The sequence below is a fragment of the Paracoccus sp. J55 genome (assembly GCF_000513975.1).
In the GTDB taxonomy this organism is placed as follows: Bacteria; Pseudomonadota; Alphaproteobacteria; order Rhodobacterales; family Rhodobacteraceae; genus Paracoccus.
Genome location: NZ_KI911333.1, coordinates 1 through 10,639, shown reverse-complemented (window position 1 = coordinate 10,639; position 10,639 = coordinate 1). Strand labels below are relative to the sequence as shown.

Annotated in this window: 13 protein-coding genes; 12 read left to right on the top strand and 1 reads right to left on the bottom strand. The window is 69.6% G+C overall.

Annotated features, from left to right (window positions below; all coding sequences use genetic code 11):
• The first annotated feature begins 58 nt into the window (after nucleotides 1-58).
• The 7 genes from cobM to PARJ55_RS24225 all read left to right on the top strand — a co-directional run bounded on the left by cobM (nucleotide 59) and on the right by PARJ55_RS24225 (nucleotide 4,849).
• Nucleotides 59-832 carry a precorrin-4 C(11)-methyltransferase gene (gene cobM, locus PARJ55_RS0120655; protein ID WP_028714678.1) on the top strand — a complete coding sequence of 258 codons (774 nt, stop codon included), beginning with the start codon at nucleotides 59-61 and terminating at the stop codon, nucleotides 830-832.
• On the top strand, nucleotides 829-2,118 hold the full coding sequence (locus PARJ55_RS0120650) for a cobyrinate a,c-diamide synthase (protein WP_028714677.1): 1,290 nt from the start codon (nucleotides 829-831) through the stop codon (nucleotides 2,116-2,118). Before cobM ends, PARJ55_RS0120650 begins: the two co-directional genes overlap by 4 nt.
• A complete protein-coding gene (cobF, locus tag PARJ55_RS0120645; protein ID WP_028714676.1) occupies nucleotides 2,115-2,864 on the top strand; it encodes a precorrin-6A synthase (deacetylating) in 750 nt (249 codons plus the stop codon). Before PARJ55_RS0120650 ends, cobF begins: the two co-directional genes overlap by 4 nt.
• The gene (locus PARJ55_RS0120640) at nucleotides 2,849-3,157 is read left to right on the top strand and encodes a DUF1636 family protein (protein ID WP_028714675.1); all 309 of its coding nucleotides are present in this window, start codon (nucleotides 2,849-2,851) and stop codon (nucleotides 3,155-3,157) included. The genes cobF and PARJ55_RS0120640 overlap by 16 nt, the downstream gene beginning before the upstream one ends.
• A 392-nt stretch (nucleotides 3,158-3,549) precedes the next feature.
• Complete coding sequence (locus tag PARJ55_RS0120635; protein ID WP_028714674.1) at nucleotides 3,550-4,005, top strand: cytochrome c; 456 nt, start codon at nucleotides 3,550-3,552, stop codon at nucleotides 4,003-4,005.
• Entirely contained in the window at nucleotides 4,005-4,592 is a 588-nt protein-coding gene (locus PARJ55_RS0120630; protein WP_028714673.1) for a cytochrome b/b6 domain-containing protein, read from the top strand. Before PARJ55_RS0120635 ends, PARJ55_RS0120630 begins: the two co-directional genes overlap by 1 nt.
• Nucleotides 4,593-4,693: 101 nt before the next feature.
• Nucleotides 4,694-4,849, top strand: coding sequence for a hypothetical protein (locus PARJ55_RS24225; RefSeq protein ID WP_156929556.1), 156 nt, complete (start codon nucleotides 4,694-4,696; stop codon nucleotides 4,847-4,849).
• 23 nt (nucleotides 4,850-4,872) lie between these two features.
• Here the strand turns inward: PARJ55_RS24225 and parC are convergent, their stop codons facing one another.
• On the bottom strand, nucleotides 4,873-7,116 hold the full coding sequence (gene parC / locus PARJ55_RS0120620; RefSeq protein ID WP_028714672.1) for a DNA topoisomerase IV subunit A: 2,244 nt from the start codon (nucleotides 7,114-7,116) through the stop codon (nucleotides 4,873-4,875).
• A gap of 101 nt (nucleotides 7,117-7,217) precedes the next feature.
• Here parC and PARJ55_RS0120615 point away from each other — a divergent pair, with 101 nt between their 5' ends.
• From PARJ55_RS0120615 to PARJ55_RS0120595, 5 genes are all read left to right on the top strand, one after another.
• A complete protein-coding gene (locus PARJ55_RS0120615; RefSeq protein ID WP_028714671.1) occupies nucleotides 7,218-8,036 on the top strand; it encodes an SDR family NAD(P)-dependent oxidoreductase in 819 nt (272 codons plus the stop codon).
• Nucleotides 8,037-8,060: 24 nt separating this feature from the next.
• Nucleotides 8,061-8,258, top strand: coding sequence for a twin transmembrane helix small protein (locus tag PARJ55_RS0120610; RefSeq protein ID WP_024843070.1), 198 nt, complete (start codon nucleotides 8,061-8,063; stop codon nucleotides 8,256-8,258).
• 3 nt (nucleotides 8,259-8,261) lie between these two features.
• The gene (locus PARJ55_RS0120605; RefSeq protein WP_028714670.1) at nucleotides 8,262-8,834 is read left to right on the top strand and encodes a cob(I)yrinic acid a,c-diamide adenosyltransferase; all 573 of its coding nucleotides are present in this window, start codon (nucleotides 8,262-8,264) and stop codon (nucleotides 8,832-8,834) included.
• A gap of 119 nt (nucleotides 8,835-8,953) precedes the next feature.
• Nucleotides 8,954-9,712, top strand: coding sequence for an electron transfer flavoprotein subunit beta/FixA family protein (locus tag PARJ55_RS0120600; protein WP_028714669.1), 759 nt, complete (start codon nucleotides 8,954-8,956; stop codon nucleotides 9,710-9,712).
• Nucleotides 9,712-10,638, top strand: coding sequence for an electron transfer flavoprotein subunit alpha/FixB family protein (locus PARJ55_RS0120595; protein ID WP_028714668.1), 927 nt, complete (start codon nucleotides 9,712-9,714; stop codon nucleotides 10,636-10,638). The genes PARJ55_RS0120600 and PARJ55_RS0120595 overlap by 1 nt, the downstream gene beginning before the upstream one ends.
• Nucleotide 10,639 lies beyond the last annotated feature (1 nt).

The window sequence follows — 10,639 nt, the reverse complement described above, 5'->3', positions numbered from 1 at the left end:
CGCGCGTCATCTCGCAAGACGGCATGGCCACCGCCGCCATCGCAGAAGGAGACCCCGCATGACCGTCCATTTCATCGGCGCCGGCCCCGGCGCGGCCGACCTGATCACCCTGCGCGGCCGCGACCTGATCGCCGCCTCGCCGGTCTGCCTCTATGCCGGTTCGCTGGTGCCCCAGGCGCTGCTGAGCCATTGCCCGCCCGGCGCGCGGATCGTGAACACCGCGCCCATGGACCTCGACCAGATCATCGCCGAGATCGCCGCCGCGCATCAGGCCGGCCAAGACGTGGCGCGGCTGCATTCGGGCGACCTGTCGGTCTGGTCGGCCATGGGCGAGCAGTTGCGGCGGCTGCGCGACCTCGGCATCCCCTATGACGTGACCCCCGGCGTGCCGTCATTCGCCGCCGCCGCCGCGGCGCTGGGGGCGGAACTGACCCTGCCGGGCATCGCGCAATCGGTGGTGCTGACCCGCACCTCGGGCCGCGCCTCCTCGATGCCCGAGGGCGAGACCTTGGCCAATTTCGCCGCCACCGGCGCGATGCTGGCCATCCACCTGTCGGTGCATGTGCTGGACCGGGTGCAGGCGGAACTGCTGCCGCATTACGGCGCCGACTGTCCGGTCGCGGTGGTGTTCCGCGCCAGCTGGCCCGACCAGCGCATCCACCGCGCCACGCTGGCCACGCTGGACCCCGCCATCGGCGAGGGCGAGCGCACGGCGCTGATCCTGGTCGGCCCGGCGCTGGCGGCCGAGGGCTTCGAGGAAAGCCGCCTCTATGCCGGCGATTACGACCGCCGCTTCCGCCCCGTGGGCACCGCGCCGCGGTTTCCCGAATGAAGGGGCTGGTCATCAGCGCCCCCGCCTCGGGCAGCGGCAAGACCACGGTCACGCTGGGGCTGATCGCCGCCCTGCGGGCGCGCGGTCTGGTGGTGCAGCCCTTCAAAAGCGGGCCGGATTATATCGACCCGGCCTTTCACCGCGCGGCGGCCGGGCGGGAATCCTTCAACCTCGACAGCTGGGCCATGGGCCGGGCGCAGATCGCGCATCTGATCGGCGCGGCGGACGGCGCGGATATCGCGCTGGCCGAGGGCTCGATGGGGCTGTTCGACGGCGTGGCGCGGGCGGGCGGCTGCGGCAACGGCGCCAGCGCCGACATCGCCGCGCTGACCGGCTGGCCGGTGCTGCTGGTCATGGACTGCAAGGGGCAGGCGCAATCCGCCGCCGCCGTGGCGCTGGGATTCCGCGAAATGCGCCGCGACGTGCCTCTGGCCGGGGTGGTGCTGAACCGCGTCGCCTCGCCCCGGCACGAGGCGCTGATGCGGCAGGCTTTCGACCAGCTCTCGATCCCGGTGCTGGGCGTGCTGCCGCGCGAGGCGGGGATCGAGCTGCCCGAGCGCCACCTGGGCCTGGTGCAGGCCCAGGAACATGCCGCGCTGGAGGCGCTGCTGACGGCGGCGGGCGAGGCGGCGGCGCGGCATCTGGACCTTGACGCCATCATCGCGGCGGCTTCTGGTGGGATCGCGACCGAGCCGTTTCGCCCGCTGCCGCCGCCGGCCGAGCGCATCGCGCTGGCGCAGGACGACGCTTTTTCCTTTGTCTATCCGCATCTCATCGCCGGCTGGCGGGCGGCGGGGGCGACGATCATGCCCTTCTCGCCGCTGGCCGATCAGGCGCCGGACGACAGCGCCGGGGCCTGCTGGCTGCCCGGCGGCTATCCCGAACTGCACGCGGGCCGGCTGGCCGCGGCCGGCCGCTTTCGCGACGGGCTGCGGCGCTTTGCGGAAACGCGGCCGGTGCATGGCGAATGCGGCGGCTACATGGCGATGGGCGCCGGGCTGGTCGATGCCCAGGGCACACGGCACCAGATGGCCGGGCTGCTGGGGCTGGAGACCAGCTACGCGCAGCGCCGCATGCATCTGGGCTATCGCCGCGCCGAACCGCTGGCCGGGCTTTATGCGCAGCCGCTGGCCGGGCACGAGTTCCACTATGCGACGATCCTTGCCCAGCCCGACGAACCGCTGGCCCGCGTCGCGGACGCCAATGGCGATGCGGTGCCCGAGACCGGCTCGCGGCGCGGCCAGGCCACCGGCAGCTTCTTCCACCTGATCGGAGCGGCGCCATGATCGAGCTTGCGCTGATCGGCATCGGCACCGGCAGCCCCGGCCATCTGACGCGCGAGGCCATCGCCGCCATGGCCGATGCCGACCTGATCCTGATCCCCTCGAAGGGCGGGGACAAGGCCGACCTGGCCGAGCTGCGCCGGGCGCTTTGCCGGCAGGTGCTGGCCAGCCCGCCGCCGCTCGCCGTCTTCGACATGCCCGCGCGCGACGTGAGCGAGGGCTATCGCCAGGGCGTCGAGGCCTGGCACGATGCCATCGCCGCCCGCTGGGAACAGGTGATCCGCGCCCATGGCGCCATCCGCCCGGCGCTGCTGGTCTGGGGCGATCCTTCGCTTTACGACAGCACGCTGCGCATCGCGGAACGGGTGGCGCGCCGCCTGCCGCTGAACCTGCGGGTGATCCCCGGCATCACCGCCATCCAGGCGCTTTGCGCCGCCCATGCCATGCCGCTGAACGCGGTAGCGGCGCCGGTGCTGATCACCACCGGCCGCCGGATCCGCGACCATGGCTGGCCGGACGGGGTGGACCGGCTGGTCGTGATGCTGGACGGCGAATGCTCGTTTCAAAGCCTCGACGCGCAGGGGCTGCATATCTGGTGGGGGGCGTTCCTGGGGATGCCCCAGCAGATCCTGATTGCGGGACCGCTGCCCGAGGTCGCCGGGCGCATCCTTGCGACCCGCGCCCGCGCGCGGGCGGAGCACGGCTGGATCATGGACATCTACCTGCTGGATCGATGCCGGTCACGCTGACCCTGCCGCCGGGCGCCGAGGCCGATGCCTTGGCCGAGGCGCTGCGCCCGCATGGCCCCGACATCGCCCTGCGCCGCGCCAGCTTGCGGGCGCGGGACGCCCGGCCCTTGCTGATGGCGCTGCAGGCGCCGGGGCGCGGCGCCTATCTGTTCCACGATCTGCGCCCGGGGGATGCCGCCGACGTGGCAGCGACGATCCGCGCCTATCTGGCGGCGCCGGACGGCTGGATCCGCGACGCCCGGCCCTGCGGCCGGCTGCGCTTCTGCCTGAAGCTGCGCATCCCGGCGGGCTGAAACGCCGCCGTCCATGCCGCGTGGAGGGAGGAGACGCGGCATGAACGGCGGTCACTGCCATGCAGGCCCCGTGCGGCGCGGGGCTGACGGAGGATGCGGCCCCGTCCCCCTCAGCTTGCGCCCGCCGCGCGGCGGGGCGCAAGCGCCGCGTGGCCCCTCAACCCCTGCGAGAAGGGTTTTGCCCAAATCTTGGCCATCCGGGCAGGCGGGCGGTGAAAAATGCGCGGCCCGGCAAAGTCCGGCAAAGCCCGGCCGCCGGAAAAAATCGCGCGAAGCCGGGGGGTTTCACGAAAATGGCATCGCCCGATGCGTTGGCAGGCGCGGCGGGCTGTGCAACTCTGATCCCGCGCGAACCCGATTGAAGCCATACGCCACATGAAAGGAACGACGACATGCGCCTGATTCTTGCCGCCGCCACCCTTGCCGCGGTTCCGCTTGCCAGCCTGGCCCAGGACGATCCGGTCGGCCAGGCCATCGAGGCCCGCCACGGCTTCTATCAGATGCTGGCGATCAACATGGGCACGCTGTCGGGCATGGCCAAGGGCGAGATGGCCTATGACGAGGCCGCCGCCGGCCGCGCCGCGGCCAATATCGAGGCGCTGACGCAATACGACCTGCCCGGCCTGTTCATCGAGGGCAGCAGCTCGGCCGATGCCCAGGACAGCGCGGCCAAGCCCGACATCTGGAACAACCCGGACGAATTCAGGACTAAATTCGCCGGGCTGCAACAGGCCGCCGCCGGCGTATCCGAGGCGGTCAAGGGCGGCGAAGGCAATGTCGGGCCGGTCGTCGGCAAGCTGGGCGAGGCCTGCAAGGCCTGCCACGACGTCTTCCGCGAGAAAAGCTGATGGCCGGGCGCGGTCCGCTGCGCGAGGTCCGGCTTTGGGACCCGCTGCTGCGCGCGTTCCACTGGCTGCTGGCCTTCTTCGTGATCGCCGGATGGTGCCTGGGCCAGTTCGGTCCGGCCAGGATGACGCTGCATTTCTGGTGCGGCTATGTGGTGGCCGGGCTGCTGGTCTTTCGGCTGGTCTGGGGCTTTGTCGGCCCGGCCCCGGCCCGGTTCTCGCATTTCATCCGCGGGCCGGGCGCCGTCGCCGGCTATATGCGCGGCATGTTCCTGCGCGAGCCCAGCTACTGGCCCGGCCATAACCCGCTGGGGGCGCTGTCGGTCATCGCGCTGCTGGCAGTGCTGGCGGCGCAGGTCACCACCGGGCTGATCTCGGACCCCGACGACTATATCAATGTCGGCCCGCTGGCCTCTTACGTCAGCAGCGCCACGCGGTCCAAGGCGGTGGGCTGGCACAATCTGGGCGCCAACCTGATCCTGGTCCTGGTGCTGCTGCATGTCGCGATGATCCTGTTCTATCGCTTCTGGAAGCGCGAGGATCTGGTGCGGCCGATGATCACCGGCCGCAAACAGGTTCGTGAGGATTAGGCCGCGGAATTGATCGAATCGCCGCCGCGTGTCAGGCTGGGACATGCCGGGCCTGCGCCCTGGCCTGTCCGGCATGCCTGAACCGCAGGAAGGAGCCGATGATGATCCGCAAGACCGTCGCCCTCGCGCTGGCGCTTTCGATGGCCGCAGTTCCCGCGCTTGCGGACTGCCCGGGCCACAAGAAGATGTCCAGCGACCAGACAGCGGCCACCACGCCGGTCGAACGCCCGGCCACGCCGCCGAGCACGAACAGCTAGCGAAAAGGGCGGAGCCGCCCTTCTCAGTTGAACCTGTTGTCGCGCGGGAAGCCGCGCGGCGCCATGTAGCCTGTGCCCGCCCGCTTGCCGAGCCATTCGGTCAGGTCCGGCTCGCTGCGGGTCCTGCCGCCGGATTCCTGCCAGCGCAGCCCTTCGGCCAGCGTGATGCAGATCGCATCCGACAGCCCGCCATCCTTGTATTTCTGCAGCCGCACGCCCTTGCCGCGCGCCATTTCCGGCAGTTCGGACAGCGGGAAGACCAGCAGCTTGCGGTTCTGGCCCACCACGGCGAGGTGATCGCCGGTCACGCGCCGGCACAGCGCGGCGTCGCCGTTCAGCACCTGCTTGCCGGCGCGGGTCTGCGCCAGGATGTCGGCCCCGGCGACGATGAACCCGTCCCCGGCCTTCGAGGCGACCAGATAACGCTCGCCCTCGCGCCAGGGGAAGATGTCGATCACCGCGGCGTCGTTGGGCAGGTCGATCATCAGCCGCAAGGGCTCGCCCATGCCGCGCCCGCCGGGCAGGCTGTTCGCCGGCAGGGTGTAGAAACGGCCATTGGCGGCAAAGACCATCAGCTTGTCGGTGGTCTCGGCATGGAGCGCCATGAAGGGGCCGTCGCCATCCTTGAACTTGACCTCGGCATCCAGCGGCTGGTGGCCCTTCATGGCGCGGATCCAGCCCATCTTCGACAGGATCACGGTGATCGGCTCGCGCTCGATCATCGCATCCATGTCGATCTCGGCCACCACGCCGGCCTCGCCGATCTCGGTGCGGCGCTGGCCGCCGGGGGCGGACTTGCCGAATTTCGCCCGGGTCTCGCGCAATTCGCCGGCGATCCTGGCCCATTGCGCACCCTCGTCGCCCAGCATGGCCGTCAGTTCGGCGCGCTCGGCGGTCAGCTTCTCGTGCTCGGCCCGCAGCTCGATTTCTTCGAGCTTGCGCAGCGCACGCAGGCGCATGTTCAGGATCGCCTCGACCTGCACCTCGGACAGCCGGAACTCGGCCATCATCACCGCCTTCGGGTCTTCCTCGTGACGGATGATCTCGATCACCCGGTCGAGGTTCAGGAAGGCGATCATGTAGCCCTCCAGCACCTCCAGCCGCGCCGCGATCTTGTCCAGCCGGTGGTTCGAGCGCCGCACCAGCACCTCGCGCCGATGGTCGAGGAAAGCGCGCAGCACCTCCTTGAGCGAGCAGACCTTGGGCACGCGGCCGTCGATCAGCACGTTCATGTTCAGTCCGAAGCGCACTTCCAGGTCGCTGACGCGGAACAGCGCCGCCATCAGCTGCTCGGGGTCCACGGCGCGGGTGCGCGGCTCCAGCACGATGCGGATGTCCTCGGCCGATTCGTCGCGGACATCGGCCAGGATCGGCACCTTCTTCAGCTGGATCACCTCGGCCAGCCGCTCGATCAGCTTGGATTTCTGCACCTGATAGGGGATCTCGGTCACGACCACCTGCCACTGGCCGCGGCCCAGATCCTCGACCGACCAGCGCGCCCGCAGCCGCAGGCTGCCGCGGCCGGTCCGGTAGGCCTCGGCGATGGTCTCGCGCGATTCGACCAGCACGCCGCCGGTCGGGAAATCCGGGCCGGGGATGATGCTGACCAGCGTGTCGTCGCGGGCATCCGGCGCCTTGATCAGATGCAGGCAGGCGTCGATCACCTCGTGCAGGTTGTGCGGCGGCACGTTGGTCGCCATGCCCACCGCGATGCCCGAGGCGCCGTTGCACAGCAGGTTCGGAAAGGCGGCGGGCAGCACGATGGGCTCTTCCAGCGTGCCGTCGTAGTTGGGGCGGAAATCGACCGCGTTCTCGGCCAGACCCTCCATCAGCGCCTCGGCGGCGGCGGTCAGGCGGGCCTCGGTATAGCGGCTGGCGGCGGGGTTGTCGCCGTCGATATTGCCGAAATTGCCCTGCCCGTCCACCAGCGGGTAGCGCATGGCGAAGGGCTGGGCGAGCCGCGCCATGGCGTCATAGATCGCCGCGTCGCCATGCGGGTGATAATTGCCCATCACGTCGCCGCTGATCTTGGCCGATTTGCGGAAGGCCCCGCTGGGCGACAGCCGCAATTCGCGCATGGCGAACAGGATGCGGCGATGCACCGGCTTCAGCCCGTCGCGGGCATCGGGCAGCGCCCGGTTCATGATCGTCGACAGCGCATAGGTCAGGTAGCGTTCGCCGATGGCGCGCGACAGCGGCTCGGAGCTGGTCTGATCCGCGCTGGGATCGGGCGGGGTCGGATCTGGAAGGTTCGGATCGTCGGACATGGCCGATTGAATAGGCCCGACAAGGCCTTCGGTCCAGCCGGAAATGCTCGGCTTGCACAAGGCCCGGCCTTGGCGCAGAACCGCCCGGCAAGGAGGCGCGCATGAAGACCGTTCTGATCACCGGCTGTTCCTCGGGCATCGGGCTGGACGCGGCGCGGCACATGCGCGGGCGCGGCTGGCGCGTCATCGCCACCTGCCGCAAGCCCGAGGATATCGCGGCCCGCCGCGCCGAGGGCTTCGACACCCTGCCGCTGGAACTGGGCTGCGAGGACAGCGTGGCCCGCTGCGCCGAAGCCGCGCTGGCGCTGGGGCGCATCGACGCGCTGGTGAACAACGCCGCCTTCGCCATCCCCGGCGCCGCCGAGGACCTGCCGCGCGGCGCATTGCGGGCTATCTTCGAGGCGAACCTGTTCGGCACCCATGACCTGACCCGCCGGCTGCTACCGCATTTCCGCGCGCATGGCGGGCGGGTGGTCAACATCAGCTCGGTCCTGGGCCTGGTCGGCATCCCCTGGCGCGGCGCCTATGTGGCGACGAAATTCGCGCTGGAGGGGCTGACCGACGTGCTGCGCGTCGAGATGGCCGATACCGGGGTCAAGGTCATCCTGATCGAGCCCGGCCCCATCGGCACGAAGATCCGGCTGAACTCGATCCCGCATTTCGAACGCTGGATCGACTGGCAGTCGAGCCCGCGCGCCGAGCAATACCGCCGCACGCTGTTGAAGCGCCTCTACGAACCGGCCGCGAAGAAGGACCGCTTCGAACTGCCGCCCGCGGCGGTCAGCGCCCGCATCGCCCAGGCGCTGGAAAGCCCGAGGCCCCGCCCGCGCTATTACGTCACCACGCCGACCCATGTCTCGGGCATCGGGCGGCGGCTTCTTTCCACGCGCGCTCTGGACTGGTTCGCGCGCCGCAGCTAGGCTTCGCGCCGAAAGGGCCCGCCCATGCATGACAAACCGCTGTTCTACCTGCTCGCGATCTGCTGCCTTGCGGTGGTGGTGATCCTGGCCACCGGCATCGGCGGCTTCGCGCGCGGCGGCGAATTCAACCGCAAGCACGGCAACCGCATGATGCGCTGGCGCATCATCGCCCAGGCGATCGCCATCGCGGTCTTCCTGCTTTATCTCTGGGTCAGGAGCTAGCCCATGGTCGTCCTCAACAAGATCTACACCCGCACGGGCGACAAGGGCGAAACCGCGCTGTCGAACGGCGAGCGCGTGCCCAAGCATTCCCTGCGGGTCGAGGCTTACGGCACGGTGGACGAGCTCAACGCCACGCTGGGCCTTGCCCGCCTGCATGCCACGGGCGAGATCGCGGCGCGCATCGCGGTGATCCAGAACGACCTTTTCGACCTCGGCGCCGACCTGTCGCGCCCGCGCATGGACGAGGATGCCGAGGCGCCCTATCCGGTGCTGCGCATCATCGACGCCCAGGTCGAGCGGCTGGAATCGGAAATCGACGCGATGAATGCCGGGCTTTCGGCCCTGCGCAGCTTCATCCTGCCGGGCGGCTCGGCGCTATCGGCGCATCTGCACCTGTCGCGCACCGTGGCGCGGCGGGCCGAGCGCGCCGCCGTGGCGCTGGCGGCGACCGAGGATGCGAATCCTGCCGCGGTGAAATATCTCAACCGCCTGTCGGACTGGCTGTTCGTGGCGGGGCGCGTCGCCAATGAAAACGGCGCGCAGGATATCCTGTGGGTGCCAGGAGCCAGCCGTTAGCGACAACATGACGGAATGGAAATGTTACGACGCGTTACGGTCGTTTTTTCCCTGTCATTGCCGCCGACGGCCCGCTAACAAACCTCCGAACAGGTGACGCAACCAAAGGGGAGAGGCCGATGAAGGTTCTCGTGCCAGTGAAGCGCGTGATCGACTACAACGTGAAGGCGCGCGTTAAGAGCGACGGCTCCGGTGTCGATTTGGCGAATGTGAAGATGTCGATGAACCCGTTCGACGAGATCGCGGTCGAGGAGGCGATCCGTCTGAAGGAGAAGGGTCAGGCCGAGGAGGTGATCGCGGTCAGCATCGGCGTGAAGCAGGCGGCCGAGACGCTGCGCACGGCGCTGGCGATGGGCGCGGACCGGGCGATCCTGGTCGTGGCTGCGGACGACGTGCACCAGGACATCGAGCCGCTGGCGGTGGCGAAGATCCTCGCCGCGGTCGCCAAGGCCGAAGGCACCGAACTCATCATCGCCGGCAAGCAGGCCATCGACAACGACATGAACGCCACCGGCCAGATGCTGGCGGCGATCCTGGGCTGGGCGCAGGCGACCTTCGCCTCGAAAGTCGAGATCGAGGGCGGCAAGGCCAAGGTGACGCGCGAGGTCGATGGCGGCCTCCAGACCATCGCGGTCAGCCTGCCGGCGGTGGTCACCGCCGACCTGCGGCTGAACGAGCCGCGCTATGCCTCGCTGCCGAACATCATGAAGGCGAAGAAGAAGCCGCTGGAGGAAAAGACCGCCAGTGATTACGGCGTCGACGTCGCGCCGCGTCTGGAGGTGGTCTCGGTGCGCGAGCCCGAGGGCCGCAAGGCCGGCATCAAGGTGGGCTCGGTGGACGAACTGGTGGGCAAGCTGAAAGAAGCGGGGGTGATCTGATGGCTGTTCTGCTGCTTGGCGAAGTCACGAATGGCGAGCTGAACCGCGACGCGACGGCGAAGGCGGTGCAGGCGGTCAAGGCGCTTGGCGATGTGACGGTGCTCTGCGCCGGGGCCTCGGCGAAAGCGGCGGCCGAGGAGGCCGCGAAGATCGCCGGCGTCGCCAAGGTGCTGGTGGCCGAGGCCCCGCTCTACGGCCACCGCCTGGCCGAACCGACGGCGGCGCTGATCGTCGGCCAGGCCGGCGATTACGACCACATCGCCGCGCCGGCGACCACCGATGCCAAGAACGTCATGCCGCGGGTTGCGGCGCTTCTCGACGTGATGGTGCTGTCGGACGTCTCGGCCATCCTCGATGCCGAGACCTTCGAGCGGCCGATCTATGCCGGCAACGCCATCCAGGTGGTGAAGTCGCGGGACGCGAAGAAGGTCTTCACCATCCGCACCGCCAGCTTCGACGCGGCCGGCGAGGGCGGTTCGGCCAGCGTGGCCGAGACCGCCGCTGCCGCCGATCCCGGCCTGTCGGCCTGGGTCGCCGATGAGGTGGCCGAGAGCGACCGTCCCGAGCTGACCTCGGCCAAGCGTGTGGTCTCGGGCGGCCGCGGCCTCGGCTCGAAGGAGAGCTTCGCCATCATCGAGCAGCTGGCCGACAAGCTCGGCGCCGCGGTGGGCGCCAGCCGCGCGGCGGTGGATTCGGGCTATGCCCCGAACGACTGGCAGGTCGGGCAGACCGGCAAGGTCGTCGCCCCCGAGCTCTATGTCGCGGTGGGCATCTCCGGCGCCATCCAGCACCTGGCGGGGATGAAGGACAGCAAGGTGATCGTGGCGATCAACAAGGACGAGGAGGCGCCGATCTTCCAGATCGCCGATTACGGCTTGGTCGGCGACCTGTTCTCCGTGGTGCCCGAACTGACCGGGAAGCTCTGAG

Coding starts and splice junctions, on each gene's coding strand:
- PARJ55_RS0120600 (WP_028714669.1), top strand. CDS start 8,954: ATGAAGGTTCTCGTGCCAGTGAAGCGCGTGATCGACTACAACGTGAAG.
- cobF (WP_028714676.1), top strand. CDS start 2,115: ATGATCGAGCTTGCGCTGATCGGCATCGGCACCGGCAGCCCCGGCCAT.
- parC (WP_028714672.1), bottom strand. CDS start 7,116: ATGTCCGACGATCCGAACCTTCCAGATCCGACCCCGCCCGATCCCAGC.
- PARJ55_RS0120635 (WP_028714674.1), top strand. CDS start 3,550: ATGCGCCTGATTCTTGCCGCCGCCACCCTTGCCGCGGTTCCGCTTGCC.
- PARJ55_RS0120605 (WP_028714670.1), top strand. CDS start 8,262: ATGGTCGTCCTCAACAAGATCTACACCCGCACGGGCGACAAGGGCGAA.
- PARJ55_RS0120640 (WP_028714675.1), top strand. CDS start 2,849: ATGCCGGTCACGCTGACCCTGCCGCCGGGCGCCGAGGCCGATGCCTTG.
- cobM (WP_028714678.1), top strand. CDS start 59: ATGACCGTCCATTTCATCGGCGCCGGCCCCGGCGCGGCCGACCTGATC.
- PARJ55_RS0120650 (WP_028714677.1), top strand. CDS start 829: ATGAAGGGGCTGGTCATCAGCGCCCCCGCCTCGGGCAGCGGCAAGACC.
- PARJ55_RS0120615 (WP_028714671.1), top strand. CDS start 7,218: ATGAAGACCGTTCTGATCACCGGCTGTTCCTCGGGCATCGGGCTGGAC.
- PARJ55_RS0120595 (WP_028714668.1), top strand. CDS start 9,712: ATGGCTGTTCTGCTGCTTGGCGAAGTCACGAATGGCGAGCTGAACCGC.
- PARJ55_RS0120610 (WP_024843070.1), top strand. CDS start 8,061: ATGCATGACAAACCGCTGTTCTACCTGCTCGCGATCTGCTGCCTTGCG.
- PARJ55_RS24225 (WP_156929556.1), top strand. CDS start 4,694: ATGATCCGCAAGACCGTCGCCCTCGCGCTGGCGCTTTCGATGGCCGCA.
- PARJ55_RS0120630 (WP_028714673.1), top strand. CDS start 4,005: ATGGCCGGGCGCGGTCCGCTGCGCGAGGTCCGGCTTTGGGACCCGCTG.